Below are 18,431 nucleotides of genomic sequence, written 5' to 3'. Positions count from 1 at the left end.
CAGTGGCGACGGACGAAAAAACTAAACGCCACGAGCACGATCAAGATAAGAGCGCACCATCAACAGCCCAGTAAATCCCCATTCCCGCACAACCTGTACTGGCGACAGATTATCGAAAGCACGATTACGGGTCGTCATCCAGCAATAAGCCAGCTCACGGTTTTGTGGGAAGAGAAGTCGCAAATTTTTGTGAATGCCGAGCAGATGACCGACTCGTTCATATTGATCACGATTAGTGCCTATCGCTTCCCCTTTACGATAACGCGTCAGAGTCGCGCGATTACTAGCAGCAATGCCCAACAAAGCCGCTTGATCTTCGGTTGATAATTGCCAGTGATCCATTAGCGTCATCACCATCTTTGCCAAAGCGCCACGATCTTCGGAGGCGGGAATGTGCGGTTCTGGATGGCGTAGTAAGGTTGACATTGATGTACTCCTGATTCGAAAGAGGATCAAAATACCAAAAAGGAATTGATGTGGAACTATAGCATTTCGTTTTAATGAAAACAAATTTTGTTTTAAAAAGAACGAATTTGTATGAGTGAATTGATTTCTTGTTCTTCATTCATGTTTTGGATTAGCCTAGATCTTTCGAATTGAGTCATGTTGCTTTGATCTGGTAAAAACATCCCATCGCTAGGAAATTATTCGTGAAAAAAGTAAGCCTGCTAAACATGCAAATGTCCCTCGTCGTGATATGTAAAAATTGTCAAGCAATCTGAATCCTTTTACAATGCTTCAAATTCGTCAACACGTGAATAGCAAGTGCACAATATCTGCAGCGAAAGATAGTGTGCACTTATTTTTTTGCTCAGAATAAAGGTAGGCAGCATGATAATCGGCATTGATTTGGGTACGACCAATAGCTTGGTAGCGATCTGGCGGGATGGGAAGTCGCAATTGATACCCAATAGTCTGGGCGATACCTTGACGCCGTCTTGTGTGAGTGTCGATGAAGATGGCAGTATTTTGGTTGGACGCGCCGCGAAAGAGCGCTTACAAACGCACCCTGAATTGACCGCAGCTGTGTTCAAACGCTATATGGGGAGCGACAAAAAAATCAAATTAGGCAAGCGCGAGTTTCGTGCGGAAGAGTTGTCGTCTTTTGTTCTCAAAAGTTTAAAGGCAGATGCCGAGGCTTTTTTAGGTGAAACTGTCACAGAAGCGGTGATCACGGTTCCCGCGTATTTTTCTGATGCGCAACGTAAAGCGACGCGCACTGCGGGACAACTCGCTGGTTTAAAAGTCGAGCGCTTGGTGAATGAACCAACCGCAGCCGCTTTGGCTTATGGCATGCATGAGTTCAAAGACGAATGTCGCTTTCTGGTTTTTGATTTGGGCGGTGGCACGTTTGATGTCTCGATTTTGGAGATGTTCGATGGCGTGATGGAAGTGCGGGCCTCTGCTGGGGATAATTATTTGGGTGGTGAAGACATCACTAAGATCATGGTCGATGCCTTTATTGAAAAGCACGCATTTCCGACCAAAGTACGTAACGATCCTCGCTTTATGCAACAACTGTTCGCGGCCGCAGAGAAGGCGAAACGCGATCTCTCCTCCGAAGAAAAAGCCAAGATGGAAGTGCAGACCACGGATGCACTTCTGGAACTTGAATTTGATGAAGAAAGCTTGTCGAAATTAGCTGCGCCACTGATCAAGCGTCTCCGTGAACCAGTCGAACGTGCATTACGTGATACCAATCGACGCAGTAATCAGCTCGACAGTATTGTGTTGGCTGGTGGCGCAACTCGTATGCCGATTGTGAAGCGTTTGGTGACTTTGATGTTCGGACGTTTTCCTGCCAGCGAGATTAATCCTGATGAAGTGGTGGCGATGGGCGCTGCGGTTCAGGCTGGTTTAAAGATGAAAGATGCTGCACTTGATGAAGTGGTGATGACGGATGTTGCGCCGTATTCTTTAGGTGTGGAAGTGGCAATGCGTTTGGCGAATAACAAAAATGTTAGTGGACACTTTTCACCGATCATAGAGAGAAATAGTACAGTGCCTATCAGTCGCGTAGCGCAATATTATCCGATTGAAGACAATCAAAAGTTATTGCAGCTTGATATTTACCAAGGCGAATCACGCCTCGTTAAAGATAATATTTTATTGGGCTCATTGGAAATAAATTTGGAGCCTTTACCACGCGATCAAAACGGTGTCGATGTACGCTTCACTTATGATGTAAATGGCTTGTTGGAAGTGCAGGCAACCGTTATTCGCACGCAACAAGTGCAAAAGATGCTCATTCAAGGTAATCCCGGTTTACTCACCGAGGATGAGATCGCTAAGCGTCTGGTTGAATTGGAAAAATTGAAAATGCATCCACGTGATGCGCTCGAAGTTCGAACTTTGTTGGCGCGTGCAGATCGCGTGTATCAACAATTGAAAGGCGAGGCACGTGATTGGCTGAGTCATCAGATTGCGGAGTTTGAACGCGTGATCGAAACACAAAATCCTAAGCTGATTACACCGGCGCAAAAGCAATTTTCCGAAGCGCTTGATCAAATTGAACAAGATGTCGTGCTGCATCCCGATTTTACTGAATAATCAAAGATCGCAATATGTTTGATATACCTTCTTTTTTTATTGATCATCAGATTGATCAAGACGCCGATGAACGCACGATAAAACGCGCCTATGCCAAGGCATTAAAACAAATTGATCAGGACAATGATCTCGAAGGATTTCAGAGTCTGCGTGAGGATTATGAACGTGCCTTAGCTTGGGCGCGCAGTAAAGATTGGCGCGAACAGTATGTTGCGGAGCAGAATGCAGAGGGTGAGCAATCGACGGATTTGGACTCTACTTCTGCTCATGTGAACAGCGAGTCGAATGTCGCCACCTCTAAGGAGGATGATGTCATTGCTGATACTTACGTAGACTCGAAGAACGTAGCATCGACGGAGCATGTTTCGCAAGAGCCAACTTCCAGTGCTGTAGAAAATGGAGAAGAGCAGGTCGTTTATGCAATCGATATTGCCCGCAATATTTTCATGGAGTTTCTCCATCATCTTGGTGAGAAAGCAGAAGAAGTCGGTCAGACGGAGTTTTTGTTGCGCATGTATCTCGATGATGAGCGTTTGATTAATGTTGAAATCCGTGATTTGTTTGAATGGCTGATCGCCGAGCGCTTAGCGCAAGGCTGGCAGACGGGCAATGGCGATTTGTTTGGTGCTGCAGTCAAGTGTTTTGGCTGGCATCAAGACAAACATAGAATATTGAGATTTCACGACTTTGGGTATTACCTTGATCGAGCTGTCGATGAAATGAGTGCATTCAATTTGCAAGAAGAGGCACGCACCAACCGACAAGTTGGCTTGATACGCCTCGCTAGAAATGATGCGCCACCAACCAAACAATTTTTGCGTGAGAATATTTATTTTATCGATGAGATGTTGAGCAATTATCCGACTTGGTTGGCGATGGTGACGAAGTATGAGAATTTGCAAACTTGGCATAAACGGGCTGAGGAGTATAAGTTTTTCCAGCCGCCGAAGTTGAGTCGAAAAGCTCTCAATAATTTTTTCGAAAATAACGATTGGTCGGCCGCAATCGCTTTTTGTATTTTTGTTTTGGTGATGTCGATTGGTATCATAATGTTAGACTCTTCGGGCACTCATCCATCAAAAGATAGTTCGAACACGCAAATCATATCGACAGATGCGTCGTCGGCTAATTTGGTTATTCAAGCGATCCGATTTCTCGAAGGTAAGGACGGCTTTAGCAAAAATGAAGATGAAGCACTTCGATACTTTAAGCTGGCTTCAGATAATGGATCCTTAGAAGGTGATATTGGATTGGCTCGAATTTACCAGAATGAGAAATCAAAGCATTACGATCCTGCTTCTGCACATAGGCTCTGGTTTGGAGCCGCAGAGGCTGGAATGCCCGAAGCTTGGCTTGCTGTTGCACTTCATTTTGATGAAGGCATTGGTGTCGAAAAAGATGTGACGAAAGCTTTGTATTGGTATCGACGATCCGCAGAGTTTGGCAATGCTGCTGCGATATATAATTTAGCAATCAAGTACGAACGCGGTGACGGAGTTCCAGTGAATCATAGAGAGGCATTTGAATTGTATGAATCAGCCGCAATGAAAGGAAATCATTTAGCCCAAGGTACTTTGTCTTCAGTTTATCTTGAAGGTAAGTTTGGAAAGAAAGTGAATCTGCAGAAAGGTTTAGATTGGCTAAAGATAGTGGCGGAGAACGGTGATCCAAAATCTCAATTTCTTTATGCAGAAGTATTTGAGTTTGCTAAATATGGAGTTACACAGGATCTTGAAATGGCAGCGAATTGGTATCGCAATGCCCAAACTCTGGGACATTTGGAAGCAAATGAAGCATTGAATCGAGTGTGCGTAAAGTTAAATCGCTATGGCTGTAATGTTTAGATTTGAATCTAGGCTAAATTGAGGTGATCAAATGAAATACTGGCTAATGAAATCAGAACCCAGCGAAGTCAGTATCGATGACGCTTTGCGTCTTGGTGCTACGCCTTGGTTTGGTGTGCGTAATTATCAAGCGCGTAATTTTATGCGTGATCAAATGCAGCTGGGTGATGGGGTTTTGTTTTATCACTCTAGCTGCGATGAACCCGGTGTGGTTGGCATTGCGGAGGTCGCTAGCACACCGTATCCCGATGCGACGCAGTTTGATGCGAAGAGTCATTATTACGATCCAAAATCGACGCCAGAAAATCCGCGCTGGATGTTGGTGGATGTGAAGGCGATTCGCAAAACGCGAGTGTTGAGTCTCGCAGAAATGCGGGCTAATGAGGATTTAGCGACTATGGTGGTGTTGCAGAAAGGGAGTCGTCTGTCGATTACTCCCGTGACTGCATCGGAATGGACGGCCGTACTGAAACTTTTGGATAAGGCGTGATGTTTGGTTTTTGTGAGGCGTCTTAAAATTAATTTTGGAACTGCTGCCTGAGACTATTTTTTTGCACTTTACCCATGGTATTTCTCGGCAGCTCGCTCACAAAAAAAACTTGCTTAGGCACTTTGAAATTAGCAATTTGTGATTTTAGACGAGTGATGAGCATTGACGCATCTAATTGCGCATGCTGTTTTAGCACAATCACTGCACAAACGGCTTCGCCAAAGTCGGGGTGGGCTAAACCGATGACGGCAGACTCAGCCACTTCTGGCATGTCGTCGATGACGCTTTCGATTTCTTTTGGGTAGACGTTGTAGCCACCGGAGATAATCAAATCTTTGCTGCGTCCAACGATACTCAAATAGCCATCTTGATCAAACTTGCCAACATCGCCCGTGCGGAAGTAGCCATCTTCGGTAAATTCTTCGGCGGTTTTTTCTGGCATGTTCCAATAGCCGTTAAATACATTCGGACCTTTGACTTGGATGTCACCGATGTCGCTGGCGCTGCATATTTCTCCTTGCGAGTTCACCACACGCACGCTGACTCCGGAAAGCGCTAGACCCACCGTGCCGCCTTTGCGCTCACCAACATAAGGGTTGGAAGTCAACATGGTCGTCTCGCTCATACCATAGCGTTCCAAAATCGTATGACCCGTGCGTTGTTGAAAGTCATTGAAAGTGTCGGTCAATAATGGTGCTGAGCCGGAAATAAACAAACGCATTTTGCTACACAGTGCTTGGTCTAAGCGCGCATCTTGCAGCAGCCTCACATAGTAGGTTGGGACGCCCATCATCACCGTTGATTGCGGCAAATAGTGGAGGACTTGATCTGCATCGAACTTCGGCAGAAAAATCATTTTGCTACCGTTTAGCAAGGCACCATGCGATGCGACAAATAAGCCATGAACATGAAATAAGGGCAGGGCGTGTAGCAAGACATCTCCCTCGCACCATCCCCATGCTTCTCTTAATACGAGCGCATTTGAGGACAAATTTTCGTGCGTGAGCATTGCACCTTTACTGCGCCCCGTTGTGCCCGATGTGTACAAAATCGCCGCTAAATCATTGGTTTGACTTTGCACAGTCTCAAATTGATCTGACATGGCGCTGGCTCTATCCAACAGACTGCCGCGATTATTTCCTTGCGCAGGCGCATCCAAGGTGAAGACATGCTTGCTACCAGCTTGAAACGCAATTTGTGAAACCCAACCAAAATTTTGCGGCGAACACACTACGACTTCGGGTGCCGCATCTTGGATGAAATAGCTGATTTCTGCGTGTTGGTAGGCTGTATTTAAAGGTAGGAAAACATAGCCGGCGCGTAGGGTTGCCAGATAGAGAATCAAGGCTTCAGGGGATTTTTCCACTTGCACGGCAATCCGCGCATCGGCACTTAGCTCTAGGCTACACAGCAGGTTGGCCAGCATGGCGCTGGCGCGTTCTATATCTGACCAACTGTAAAATCGACTATCGTGTGTTTCTATGCAGCAGCGTGATTGATCGTCTGGAAAATGACTTGCGAATAGAGCGTAGAGATTGGCATTCATATCAAGAACATCGTTATTATTTACCAGTGAAAACGGGAACTTTTTTGGCTAAGAAGCCGAGTACGCCTTCTTGATAGTCTTCGGTTTGTAGAAACGAGAAGGCTTCAAGTTGTTCTTCATCGTTGAGACGTTCTGGTACAAAGCTGAGGCGACGAATAAATTTTTTATTCAAACGAGCCGCTAGTGGGGCGCCGAGCGCGATTCTTTGTGCGGTTTCGAGTGCTTCAGCTGGAATATCGTCAGAAAGTCGTTGCACCAATCCTTTTTGCTTGGCTTCGATAGCATTTAGTATGCGACCTTCTAGTAATATTTCAGAAGCAACAGCTTTGCCCACTAAGCCCAATAAGCTTTGCAGCTCTTTTGGTGCTAAAGGGAAACCTAGTTTGTTAATGGGAATGCCAAAACGCGAGCCGGGTGAGGCGATACGAATATCACAGGAAATCGCAATTTCTAGACCTCCACCCACGCACACACCTTCAATTGCGGCAATCACCGGATGCTGGCATTCGCTGATCGCTTTTAAAGATGCTGCAATCACTTGATTGTGATAACGCATACCGTCGGCTAGTGTATTGCGTACGGTGGCAAATTCTTGTACATCAGCCCCAGCAGCAAAATTACCGCCGTCACCGCGGATGATAATGCAACGTAGATCGTCATTCTGATGCAGCGTTGTGAAGTGCGTGGTCAGCGCATTCCACATCGCCATATTTAGCGCATTGAGTCGGTCTGGATTGGATATTGTAACAAAGGCGATATTGCCTTCTATTTCGCAGCGAATATTGTCCATCTGGCTGTCTCCTCTTGTACGGGTTTATTTTTTTTGTTTTTTGGTTTTTGAACTCGATGTCTTGGTTTTGCTTGCCGGGGCAGGTGATGTTTGTACTGGGGTGAATTTGCCCGCATAGGCTAACCATAGCAATAAAGCGCCGACTAAAATCATCGGCAACGACAGCATTTGTCCAGCCGAGATCGTCATGCCAATAAAATTCACTTCATAATCCGGTGTGCGGAAGTATTCAGTAAAGAAGCGGGCGCAGCCATATAGCATCACAAATACTGCACCGACTGCCAGTGCTGGTCGTGCTTTGCGAGCAAATAGCCAGACGATGATAAACAGTAATACACCATCGACCAACATTTGATAAAGGGGTGATGGATGAACTGGGTAGGCAATCCCTGGCCAATTCATAGACCAAGGAAGTTCGGCAGACGCCGCGCGGCCTGGCAATTCGTGGTTGATGAAATTACCGAAACGGCCTGCCGCGTAACCAAGGGGTACTAAGGGTGCGATAAAGTCATACACATGCGCCAGTGGCATTTTTGCGTGGCGCGCCCACAAGGACATCGCAATTAAGACACCGAGAAACCCACCGTGAAAGGACATGCCGCCTTTCCAGACCATAAAAATCTCTAAAGGATTTTGTAGGAAATACATAGGCTGATAAAAAATCACTTCGCCCATGCGACCACCAATAATGACGCCGAGTACGCCATAAAAAAGCATGTCGTCGATATGCTCCTTGGTCCAACCAAGTGCTGCCACGTGTGGCATCCTTAGGCGCAAACGACCTAATAAGATGAATTGTGCGAACGCGATCAGATACATGATGCCGTACCAATGGATTTTGAAGAAGCCGAGATCGAGCGCGACAGGATTAAAATTAGGATGATCCAACATGAGTTTATTCTTCTAAAAGGTCTAAAAAAGCTTGAATAACGGGTGAATGGGTATCTCGACGCCAGGCGATCCCTAATTCAACGCAATACTGCATGGACTGTGATAATTCCAGCGTTTGATAGTGCACACCAGCACGCTGTAAATTGGCGACCGATTCTGGTACTAGCGCCATTCCCATATTGGCAGATACCAAGGCAATAATTGTTTGCATTTGTATCGCCTCTTGCGCGATCACTGGCGTTAAGCCAGCTTCACGAAAGCAGCCCAAAATGGTGTCGTGTAAAGCAGGCGCAATTTTGCGCGGAAAAAGTATTAATGGCAAATCTTTATAGGTACTTAATTGTTCTGCCATGGGTCGGCTTTCCAAACCATCCGGTAATGCCAAGATCAAATTTTCGCTGCGGATTTTACGATAGTTGAGTAAAGTAGTTAGGCGATCTGGAATGGGCGGGATGAGTAGAGCGAGATCGATCTCATCATTTTCTAGCAGATCAAGTTGCCGATCACTCGTCGCCTCGTGTAATTCTATCTTGACACTATGATAGTGCTGGCGAAAGCGGCGTAATGCCGGAGGTAAGATGCTGTAATCGGCAATTGAGACGAACGCCAAACGCAGTTGTCCTATCGCGCCAGCGGCAGCTCTCTGCGCCATCGCTGGTAGCAACTCGGCTTGTGCCAGCAGGCGCTTGGCTTCTGGTAATAAAACTAGACCGGCAGCGCTTAATTGAATTTGGCGTGTGGTTCGATGAAAAAGTGCCGTGCCTAATTCTGCTTCCAAGCCTTGAATTGCTTGCGATAACGGTGGTTGCGTCATGTGCAGTTTTTGTGCAGCACGACCAAAATGAAGTTCTTCTGCAACGGCGACAAAGTAGCGCAATTGCCGCAATTCGATTTGCATGAGGACGGTTAAAGATGAAAGCAGCTAGAGGTTGATGAAATCGAAACAGATTGATGTTGGTCTTATTTTCTGTTATTTTTGAAATCACGTTTAAGTCTTTCTTTGCGCATTTTTTCGTGCAGCATTTCGTCTTTACGTTTGTCCAGACCCAGCATGCGTTCAAAAAATTCAAACCATAAGAAAGCGGCCAGTCCCAAGCCATTGATCCACCACCATGAGATATTCTCCATGAAGCTTAATTCAAGTAATTTCATTCCATATGCGAGCAAAACGAGGATCAGAAGTTTCATAGTATCGGTAGGCGATTGGATAAAGATGTTGAAATGGGAAGACTACAAAACTTTATCATAGGAATAGTTGCTGTAGTGGTCAACGAAGCAGAATTGAATCACGTTGGACACATCAGTATCATGGAAAAAGCGGTAAAATACCACGATTGATTTTTTAACTGGAGATTCTTGATGAAAACATTGTTAACGTTGGCTGCTAGTTTGTCGATTGTTGTATCTGGTTCTGCAATGGCAAATTCAGATTTGGCAAAATCTAAAAATTGTATGGCTTGCCATAGCGTTGATGCTAAGTTGGTCGGTCCTGCTTTTAGGGACGTTGCGAAAAAGTATGCTGGTGATAAAAAAGCAGAAGCAATTTTGGTGACTAAAGTGTTGAAGGGCGGTAGTGGTGTTTGGGGTGCAATTCCAATGCCAGCGAATGCTCAAGTGTCAGAGGCAGATGCGAAAACATTGGTTAAATGGATATTGAGTGTTAAATAATTTTTGATTCTCAATGGAAAGCTCGGTGAAGACCGGGCTTTTTTTTATTTAAGCTAGATCTTCAGCACTTCATGTTTTTCGTATTTTTTCCTAAATATGCCTAAATTTCACACACTCGATAAAGTTGATCGTAAGCTGCTCAATATGCTGCAAAAGGATAATCAAACGCCGACCCGAGTGCTGGCTGAGAAATTACACATCTCACAGCCGACATGTCTGCGAAGAATTAAGACTTTGCGTGATGCTGGTGTAATTAGTGCCGACGTCGCCATGGTGGATCCGTTTTCTCTCGGTTTTGGTATGTTGGCTTTTTTAGAAATTTCTTTGCAAAATCAATCAGATGAGCATATGCGTGATTTCGAGGCATGCATGAATCATGAGCCTGAAGTGATGCAGTGCTATTTTGTATCGGGAGAGATCGACTATTTTCTGGTAATCCACGTGGTTGACATGGAAGCATATTATCAGTTTGTGCGCCGGGCGATCTCAGGCTCAGGCAATGTTAGGCATTTTCATTCACGTTTTCCAATGAAGCGCGCCAAGTTTTCTACTCGCATTGCCTTTGATGAAAAAGCCCCTGAGTTGAATGTCAGGGTAGGCCGATAATTAACGGTTTATGATGTAGTACGATGACTACTTTTGATCTTACTTAATTCTTGTGTCACTGCGCGTGTCACCACTTCTTCGATGCTGTGTCGTAGCCCAGCACGAATATCATCAGCCAAACGATCTACTGCATTTTGCAACACCTCTGCCAAGCTGTCGCTGACTCTGTGTTCGAGGACAAAGTCGACGCGAGATAAAACTTGACGCAGTACGTTTTCTCGCACTGTGAGTTCTAACGCTTTCCAATCTTCCGCGCTGATGCTTGCCGCTTTTTGATCTTCCGTTTCGCTGTCAAATAGCACGGGCTGTGCTAGCACTTCTTGTGCCGCGACGATGGCTGCGTTGAGAGGCTTGTTAGAAATGGTTGGCGTGCCGCTACTCGGCGATGATAAAGGGAAATGTGGTTCTGATGGCTTCACTTTAGCGCTAGTCAGATTGCCATCTGGCGAGGCGATGATTTCGGTTAGTACTGGGATGCTTTCATCGATTTGTGTATTCATGAGGTACTCGCCACAATATGTGAAGGTTTTATACTTTGCTGTTGATACATGCGAAATCGTTGTCGTCCTGAATTGGCATCATCCTCATGCTGTGAAACGACTTCGATTACGCGATTAAATTGGCTAAAATTTTCCGGAAATCGTTGACTGAGATTAATCAATAGATCGTGATGCGGAAAAGGTGCATTGAGATCCGTGGTGATGATTATCGGCGTATGCGCGGAGAGTGGATCGCTCAACATCACATGCGGCAAAAAATCGACCGGCGAAAAACGCCAAAGGGCTTGATCTAACTCGTCTGCTTGGTCGGCATTCTCGCTGAGAATAAGGATCTGACAATTCGCCACGCGTGCCTTACGGATCAAACGGCAACTGTAATTAATTTTGTCTTGAACCTGACTGTGGAAATCAACTCTGGTCATAGAAAACGATCAAAAACGAATGCCAGTTGGCGATGTCGACTGCGGGCGAAGCGCTGGCTTGGGTGTGTTATCAACCGGTTTAGAGGCATCAAGGACCGGTGGTGCCGCAGGTTCCGGCTCAGGATAGCGATACTCTTTGGGAAGCATATTGGTTTCTGGGTAGCCGGCTGCAGTTAAGGCATTGCGCCAGTCAATCGCTTGGAAGCCTGAGAATTTTGACTTGTTGATCAACATGAAAGGGATATTGGTATCGCCACTGACTTGTTTGAGTTTTTCCACATCTTCTTTCGAATCGATCGTCTTTTCAAAAAAAGGAATGCCGCTTTGTTTCAGTAAACTGCGTGCTTCATTGCAGACCACGCAGTTTTTTGCTGTGTAAATCGTGACGGGATTTTTGGCAACCGCCGCTGCCAATTCGAATGGCAGTCGCACATTGGAAATACTAGCGCTGCTTTCTATCGCTTTCGTTCCGAGTTTTTTTGCATTCGCTGGCGGTGGTGTATCGCTGTATACAATCTTGCCATTGGCATCGACCCATTTGTGCATTTGCGCTTGTGCAGGTGCAATTTGTACAAACATGCCAACGATTCCAGATATGAGGGCGCAAAGTAAAAGTGAGCTTCGAGTCTTTTGCATTGAGGCGAACATGTCTTTAATCTCCAAGAGAATATGTTATTGATTCATACCATTATGGCGCAATAAGGCATCAATGGCAGGCTTTCTGCCGCGAAATGCAACAAAGGAATCGAGTGCAGGGCGGGAGCCTCCCATTTCCAAAATCTCAGTTTGAAAAGCCTTGCCGACGCCACGCGACAAGCTACTACCTTCGTTCTTTGCCGCTTCTTCAAATGCACTGTAGGCATCCGCCGATAAAACTTCTGCCCACTTATAACTGAAATAACCAGCGGCGTATCCGCCTGCAAAAATATGACTAAACGAATGCTGGAAGCGATTAAATGCGGGCGGTTGAATCGCGGCGACTTGGTCTCTCACTTGTTGCAGAGTTTCTGCCACGCTGTGTTTCGTCGTGGAAGGGTTAGCACTGTGCAGGCGCATGTCAAATAAAGCAAACTCGACTTGGCGCAATGTTTGCAAACCAGATTGGAAATTCTTGGCTGCGATCATTTTGTCGTAAAGTACGCGCGGTAACTGTTCACCGCTATCAACATGCGCAGTCATTTGCTGTAATACATCCCATTCCCAACAGAAATTTTCCATAAACTGTGATGGCAATTCCACGGCATCCCATTCGACACCCGAGATGCCAGAGACGGAAATGTCTTCGACTTTTGTCAGCAATTGATGCAGACCATGTCCAAATTCATGGAATAGCGTGATCACTTCATCGTGGGTGAACGTGGCGGGTTTAGTGACGCCATCAACAACGACCGGGGCATTGAAATTGCAGGTTAAATAGACCACGGGCGTTTGAATGCCGTGTGCCTTGCGACAACGTGCGCGGGCGTCATCCATCCATGCACCACCTTGTTTGGCGGCGCGTGCATATAGATCCACATAAAAATGACCGACTAATTCGCCTTCGCGTTCCACGCGATAGAACTTTACGTCGGGATGCCAAGTCGCGGCGCTATCTGTTTTGATATCAACCGCGAATAGCGTTTGGATGACATTAAATAAGCCAGCGACCACTTTGTGTTCTGGGAAGAATTGTTTCACTTCTTGTTCTGAAAATGCATAACGTTGTTCACGTAACTTTTCTGAAACAAAGGTCGTGTCCCAAGCCTGTAAATCGGCGATGCCAAATTGTTCTTGGGCGAATTGACGTAGTTCGACCAGATCTTTTTCTGCATATGGTTTGGCTTTGAGTGCTAAGTCGAGTAAGAAACTTTCGACCTGCGTTGCGCTTTCAGCCATCTTGGGCAGCAAAGATACTTCCGCGAAATTCTGGTACCCGAGTAATTCAGCTTCTTCTTGGCGGAGGCTTAATAATTCGTCGATGATGCTTGTGTTATCCCATTCAGGATGACCACCTAATTCAGAAGCCTTGGTGGCATTGGCGCGATAAATGGTTTCGCGCACGCTGCGATTTTCGGCGTATTGTAAAAGCGGAAAATACGACGGGAAATGCAAACTGAATTGGTAACCGGTTTTGCCATCTTGTTCTGCCGCGTTTTGCGCAGCTTGCAGAACCTCTTCTGGCAGACCCTTTAATTCCGCAACATCGGTGACCAGTAATTTGTAATCATTGGTTGCATCTAAAACATTTTCAGAGAATTTTGTCGACAGGGCAGCTAGCTTCTCTTGTACTTCAGCGTAACGTTTCTTTTTGTCGTCTGCTAGCTCTGCGCCGCCAAGTTTGAAATCGCGCAAGGCATTGCTGATGATTTTTTTGCGGGCAGGACTTAAGTTTGCATAGTCGGGGCTCGCATTAAGTTCTTTGTAATGCTGAAATAAATGCAGATTTTGACCTAGCTCGGTCCAGAACTCGGTGACCTTAGGTTGGTTTTCATTGTAGACCGCACGCAGTTCTGGGGTGTCGCGTACCGAATTAAGATGACTAACGATGCCCCAAGCGCGCCCAAGTTGTTCAGTCACCGTCTCTAGCGGCGTGACAAAATTGTCCCAATGAATGTCCGCTATAGGGCCCTCCAATTGCGTCACAACCTGACGACACTCGGTCAATAACGCATCAATTGCTGGACTCACATGCTCCGGCGTGATTTGGTCAAAGTGGGGCAGGTCGCTGAAGTCGAGCAGGGGATTTGCTTGGGTCATCGGTTGGATCGTGAATGGAGTCATCGTGTCGGTCATCTTATTAAGTTCTTTCGGCAGCTTCTATCGTGTTGACTAATAACATCGTGATGGTCATCGGACCAACGCCGCCTGGTACTGGCGTAATGTAGCTAGCCACTTCTTTGACATTCGCGTAATCCACATCACCACACAATTTGCCTTCATCATCGCGGTTCATGCCGACATCGAGTACCACAGCGCCCGGTTTGACCATGTCTGCGGTCACAATATTACGTTTGCCAGTAGCTACAACAAGGATGTCGGCGTTGCGGGTATGTGCACCTAAATCACGTGTCTTGGAATTACATATGGTGACGGTGGCGCCAGCTTGCAAGAGCAACATCGCTTGTGGTTTACCAACAATATTAGAAGCACCAACGACAACGGCATTCGCGCCTCGTACTGGATAGTCGATGGACTCCAACATCTTCATCACGCCATATGGCGTGCAAGGACGGAATAAAGGTTGTCCTGTCATCAGCAAGCCAGCGTTGCTGATATGAAAACCATCAACGTCTTTTTCAGCCGCAATCGCTTCGATTACTTTGTTGGCGTTGATATGTGCGGGCAAAGGCAATTGCACCAAAATACCGTTGATCTTAGAGTCTTTATTTAAGCGCTCTATGTGCGCTAATAAAGTCGCTTCGCTCAAGTCGGCATCGTATTTTTCGAGGACGGAATAAAAGCCGCAATCTTCGCAAGCTTTGACCTTGTTACGCACATACACTTGAGACGCGGGATTTTCACCGACCAAAATCACGGCCAATCCAGGTTGTTTGCCCTGTGCTGTTAATGCAGCAGCGCGCTTTGTGACGTCTTCACGAATTTGTTGAGAAAGTTGGGTGCCGCTAATGATTTGTGCCGTCATGATATTGGACTCGGAAAAGTGGCTGGGAATGAGGTTAATTGCTTACTAGTTAACTTCAGTTGAGCCAAGATTGCAAAGAAAGGGTAAGGCGTGATTATAAAGGATGGTGGGCTTTTTCATTCGGAATTGCAGCTAAAAACCTGTTCAATCGCCTGAAAAACCAGTGCAATGCTCACGGTTCAGCTTTTACTTTCGGTATTTCAGTCTTTAATTAATTTATATGGAATAAGCTTGGAAGCGGGTGCTTGTCAGTGGCGTGCGAGATTCAAATTTTATCGCGCAAGAAAACGGCATACAAAAAATGCCCGGTTTTGATCCTCTTTTGAACGTGTTTTATCAGTGATCGATTGCAGCAATGTCAATCTTATGTCAATTTTCTTGCTGTCAATGCGCGATTGACTCAAGTAAAAATCGAGCCGTATTTTCTAAAAAAATAGTAAAAAGACAGCGGTTGCGTATGTTGCGCTGCGACACAAATATCACATTATGAAATCACATATCGTAATTTGAAATTTGCGAAAACTGCTGTTAGAATGCTTCAGTTTTAAAATTCAGACCTAAAATTCATTGAGCTTTTGGCGTATTTCAGACAAGCTAGAAAATTGACGCAAAGTGACGAAGCAATGTAAAAATGCTGCCGTCTAAAATAATGAAAAAGTAGCAATGAATACAGGTGAATTCAGCTAATGTAGATGACGAATGTCAATTGCGAATTTAAGATTAATTAACGAGGAGACCGTATGTCACAAATAGACCAAATTTTGGCGCAAGCCGTGAATGACCCTGATGTGATCGAGACCAATGAGTGGCTCGACGCTTTAGAGTCAGTGATCGATACGGAAGGTCCGGATCGCGCGCATTATTTGATGGAACGCATGATGGATCTGGCGCGTCGTCGTGGCGCGAATATCCCGTTCTCTAGCAATACAGCTTATGTAAATACGATTCCTGCTGATAAAGGCGCACATTGCCCAGGCAATTTGGAAATCGAAGAACGCCTGCGCTCTTATATGCGTTGGAATGCGATGGCGATGGTGGTCAAAGCGAATCGTCTTGATGGCGACCTCGGCGGTCACTTGTCTAGTTTCGCGTCTTTGGCGAATATGCTCGGTATCGGTTTTAATCATTTCTGGCACGCGCCAACAGCAGAGCACGGCGGTGATTTGCTTTACATCCAAGGTCACTCATCTCCTGGTATTTATGCTCGCGCTTTTCTTGAAGGTCGCTTGAGCGAAGATCAGTTGATTCACTTCCGTCGCGAAGTTGATGGTAAAGGTTTGTCTTCTTACCCACATCCAAAATTGATGCCAGATTTTTGGCAATTCCCAACGGTATCGATGGGTCTTGGTCCACTGATGGCGATCTATCAAGCACGTTTCCTGAAGTATTTACATGCACGCGGTATCGCTGATACTGAAAAGCGTAAGGTTTGGGCTTTCTGTGGCGATGGTGAAATGGACGAGCCAGAATCCATGGGCGCAATTGGTATGGCAGGCCGTGAGAAGTTGAATAACTTGGTGATGGTGGTTAACTGCAATTTGCAACGTCTCGATGGCCCAGTACGCGGCAACGGCAAGATTATTCAAGAACTCGAGTCAGATTTCCGTGGTGCTGGCTGGAACGTAGTCAAAGTGATCTGGGGCTCAGGCTGGGATGAGTTGTTGGCGAAGGATAAAGAAGGTGCTTTGCGTAAGATCATGATGGAAACCGTTGATGGTGAATATCAGAATTACAAAGCTAAGGATGGTGCCTATGTTCGTGCTAATTTCTTCGGCAAAGATCCACGTACTTTGGCGATGGTAGCGCACATGTCAGATGACGATATCTGGCGTTTGACTCGTGGTGGTCATGACCCACATAAGATTTACGCAGCATTTAAAGTAGCACAAGAAAGCGTCGATCAACCGACAGTTATTTTGGCGAAAAGTATTAAAGGTTTTGGCTTCGGTAAATCCGGTGAAGCGCGTAATACAGCGCACAATACGAAGAAATTGGATGATGAAGCAATTAAAGCTTTGCGCGACCGTTTCCAATTGCCGATCGCCGACGAACATTTACCTGCAATCCCATTCTTCAAACCTGCTGACGACACGCCAGAAATGAAGTACCTGCAAGAGCGCCGTGCAGCACTTGGCGGTTACTTGCCACAACGTCGTCAACAAGCTGATGAAATGCTGACGGTGCCGCCATTGTCTGCGTTCCAAGCAATGTTGGAACCAACCGCAGAAGGCCGCGAAATTTCCACGACAGCGTCTTATGTGCGTGTTTTGACATCCTTGCTGCGTGATAGCAGTCTCGGTCAACGCGTTGTGCCTATTATGGTCGACGAATCCCGTACTTTCGGTATGGAAGGTTTGTTCCGCCAAATCGGTATTTTCAGTCAAGTTGGTCAATTGTATGAGCCTGTCGATAAAGATCAGGTGATGTACTACCGCGAAGATAAAGCCGGTCAGATTTTGCAAGAAGGTATCAATGAAGCCGGTGGTATGAGTTCATGGATCGCTGCGGCGACTTCCTACTCGACCAATAATCGCGTGATGGTGCCGTTCTACACTTACTACTCCATGTTCGGTCTGCAACGTATCGGTGACTTGGCCTGGGCCGCAGCCGATATGCGTGCACGTGGTTTCTTGATCGGCGGAACAGCCGGTCGTACGACATTGAACGGCGAAGGTTTGCAGCATGAAGATGGTCACAGCCATGTGATGGCATCGACGATTCCTAACTGCGTTCCTTACGATCCGACATTTGCGCATGAAGTTGCAGTCATCATTCATGATGGTTTGCGTCGTATGGTTACTAACCAAGAAGACGTGTTCTACTACATCACTGTGATGAATGAGAACTACGCACATCCAGGCTTGGTAGCGGGTCAAGAAGAGGGCATTATCAAAGGTCTGTACTCCTTCAAGAAATCAGAAGCACAAACGAAACACCGCGTGCAGTTGTTAGGTTCAGGTACGATCCTGCGTGAAGTGATTGCTGCTGCTGATTTGTTGATGAACGACTGGGGCATCGCGGCTGATATTTGGTCCGCACCTTCCTTCACATTATTGGCGCGTGATGGTCAAGACGCTGAGCGTTGGAATATGTTGCATCCAACCGATACGCCACGCGTTCCTTACATTGCTGAATGCCTGAAAGATACTGCGGGCCCTATCGTGGTTGCCACCGATTACATGCGTACTTACGCAGAACAAGTCCGTGCATTTATTCCTAAAGATCGTAGCTATAAAGTTTTGGGAACTGATGGTTTTGGTCGTTCTGATAGTCGTGCAAAATTGCGTGAGTTCTTTGAAGTGAATCGCTATTTTGTGGCGATCGCTGCATTGAAAACTTTGGCGGACGAAGGTGCAATTTCTGCTTCTGTTGTGGCGCAAGCGATTGAGAAATATGGCATCAATCCGAATAAACCTAATCCGGTGACTGTGTAATTATTGTTGATGCGATTTTAAAGAATAGCAAAGTAGGGTGCGCCGTGCGCACCAAACCGAGGTGCGCA

17 protein-coding genes are annotated in these 18,431 nt (G+C 46.1%); 6 read left to right on the top strand and 11 right to left on the bottom strand.

The window, feature by feature from the left end; genetic code table 11:
- Window positions 1–21: 21 nt before the first annotated feature.
- Entirely contained in the window at window positions 22–426 is a 405-nt protein-coding gene (locus tag H8K52_RS16210) for an MbcA/ParS/Xre antitoxin family protein (RefSeq protein WP_186889895.1), read from the bottom strand.
- Between the two features lie 405 nt (window positions 427–831).
- Here H8K52_RS16210 and H8K52_RS16205 point away from each other — a divergent pair, with 405 nt between their 5' ends.
- From H8K52_RS16205 to H8K52_RS16195, 3 genes are read left to right on the top strand one after another with little or no spacing between them, the layout of a single operon-like run.
- Window positions 832–2,550 carry a molecular chaperone HscC gene (locus H8K52_RS16205; protein ID WP_186923952.1) on the top strand — a complete coding sequence of 573 codons (1,719 nt, stop codon included), beginning with the start codon at window positions 832–834 and terminating at the stop codon, window positions 2,548–2,550.
- 14 nt (window positions 2,551–2,564) lie between these two features.
- Entirely contained in the window at window positions 2,565–4,394 is a 1,830-nt protein-coding gene (locus H8K52_RS16200; protein ID WP_186923951.1) for a tetratricopeptide repeat protein, read from the top strand.
- A 31-nt stretch (window positions 4,395–4,425) separates the two neighbouring features.
- Window positions 4,426–4,884 (top strand): EVE domain-containing protein, encoded by a 459-nt coding sequence (locus H8K52_RS16195; RefSeq protein WP_186923950.1) that lies wholly within the window; start codon window positions 4,426–4,428, stop codon window positions 4,882–4,884.
- A 28-nt stretch (window positions 4,885–4,912) separates the two neighbouring features.
- Here the strand turns inward: H8K52_RS16195 and H8K52_RS16190 are convergent, their stop codons facing one another.
- The 5 genes from H8K52_RS16190 to H8K52_RS16170 form a co-directional block, all read right to left on the bottom strand.
- Complete coding sequence (locus tag H8K52_RS16190) at window positions 4,913–6,430, bottom strand: malonate--CoA ligase (protein WP_186923949.1); 1,518 nt, start codon at window positions 6,428–6,430, stop codon at window positions 4,913–4,915.
- A gap of 16 nt (window positions 6,431–6,446) precedes the next feature.
- On the bottom strand, window positions 6,447–7,220 hold the full coding sequence (locus H8K52_RS16185; protein ID WP_186923948.1) for an enoyl-CoA hydratase/isomerase family protein: 774 nt from the start codon (window positions 7,218–7,220) through the stop codon (window positions 6,447–6,449).
- Window positions 7,221–7,244: 24 nt separating this feature from the next.
- Window positions 7,245–8,111, bottom strand: a complete 867-nt coding sequence (gene lgt / locus H8K52_RS16180) for a prolipoprotein diacylglyceryl transferase (RefSeq protein WP_186923947.1) — start codon at window positions 8,109–8,111, stop codon at window positions 7,245–7,247.
- 4 nt (window positions 8,112–8,115) lie between these two features.
- Window positions 8,116–9,009 carry a LysR family transcriptional regulator gene (locus H8K52_RS16175; protein ID WP_186923946.1) on the bottom strand — a complete coding sequence of 298 codons (894 nt, stop codon included), beginning with the start codon at window positions 9,007–9,009 and terminating at the stop codon, window positions 8,116–8,118.
- A gap of 62 nt (window positions 9,010–9,071) precedes the next feature.
- The gene (locus H8K52_RS16170; protein ID WP_186923945.1) at window positions 9,072–9,299 is read right to left on the bottom strand and encodes a TIGR04438 family Trp-rich protein; all 228 of its coding nucleotides are present in this window, start codon (window positions 9,297–9,299) and stop codon (window positions 9,072–9,074) included.
- Window positions 9,300–9,470: 171 nt separating this feature from the next.
- Between H8K52_RS16170 and H8K52_RS16165 the strand changes: the two genes are divergently transcribed.
- The gene (locus H8K52_RS16165; protein WP_186923944.1) at window positions 9,471–9,779 is read left to right on the top strand and encodes a c-type cytochrome; all 309 of its coding nucleotides are present in this window, start codon (window positions 9,471–9,473) and stop codon (window positions 9,777–9,779) included.
- Window positions 9,780–9,875: 96 nt separating this feature from the next.
- Window positions 9,876–10,385, top strand: a complete 510-nt coding sequence (locus tag H8K52_RS16160) for an Lrp/AsnC family transcriptional regulator (protein ID WP_186923943.1) — start codon at window positions 9,876–9,878, stop codon at window positions 10,383–10,385.
- 8 nt (window positions 10,386–10,393) lie between these two features.
- Here H8K52_RS16160 and H8K52_RS16155 read toward each other — a convergent pair whose 3' ends face one another.
- The 5 genes from H8K52_RS16155 to folD all read right to left on the bottom strand — a co-directional run bounded on the left by H8K52_RS16155 (window position 10,394) and on the right by folD (window position 14,929).
- Window positions 10,394–10,885: a hypothetical protein gene (locus H8K52_RS16155; protein WP_186923942.1), complete on the bottom strand. Its 492-nt coding sequence runs from the start codon at window positions 10,883–10,885 to the stop codon at window positions 10,394–10,396.
- Window positions 10,882–11,307: a DNA polymerase III subunit chi gene (locus H8K52_RS16150; protein ID WP_186923941.1), complete on the bottom strand. Its 426-nt coding sequence runs from the start codon at window positions 11,305–11,307 to the stop codon at window positions 10,882–10,884. The genes H8K52_RS16155 and H8K52_RS16150 overlap by 4 nt, the downstream gene beginning before the upstream one ends.
- 9 nt (window positions 11,308–11,316) lie before the next feature.
- The gene (locus H8K52_RS16145) at window positions 11,317–11,886 is read right to left on the bottom strand and encodes a glutaredoxin family protein (RefSeq protein WP_186923940.1); all 570 of its coding nucleotides are present in this window, start codon (window positions 11,884–11,886) and stop codon (window positions 11,317–11,319) included.
- Window positions 11,887–11,979: 93 nt separating this feature from the next.
- Window positions 11,980–14,079 carry a M3 family metallopeptidase gene (locus H8K52_RS16140; RefSeq protein WP_425507549.1) on the bottom strand — a complete coding sequence of 700 codons (2,100 nt, stop codon included), beginning with the start codon at window positions 14,077–14,079 and terminating at the stop codon, window positions 11,980–11,982.
- 4 nt (window positions 14,080–14,083) lie between these two features.
- A complete protein-coding gene (gene folD / locus H8K52_RS16135; protein ID WP_186923939.1) occupies window positions 14,084–14,929 on the bottom strand; it encodes a bifunctional methylenetetrahydrofolate dehydrogenase/methenyltetrahydrofolate cyclohydrolase FolD in 846 nt (281 codons plus the stop codon).
- A gap of 740 nt (window positions 14,930–15,669) precedes the next feature.
- On the opposite strand from folD, the gene aceE reads away from it, so the two are divergent.
- Window positions 15,670–18,363, top strand: coding sequence for a pyruvate dehydrogenase (acetyl-transferring), homodimeric type (aceE, locus tag H8K52_RS16130; RefSeq protein WP_186923938.1), 2,694 nt, complete (start codon window positions 15,670–15,672; stop codon window positions 18,361–18,363).
- Window positions 18,364–18,431: the final 68 nt, after the last annotated feature.

It is taken from the genome of Affinundibacterium seohonense, assembly GCF_014284305.1.
GTDB classification, from domain to species: Bacteria; Pseudomonadota; Gammaproteobacteria; order Burkholderiales; family Burkholderiaceae_D; genus Undibacterium; species Undibacterium seohonense.
This window is presented reverse-complemented; position numbering and strand designations above follow the sequence as displayed.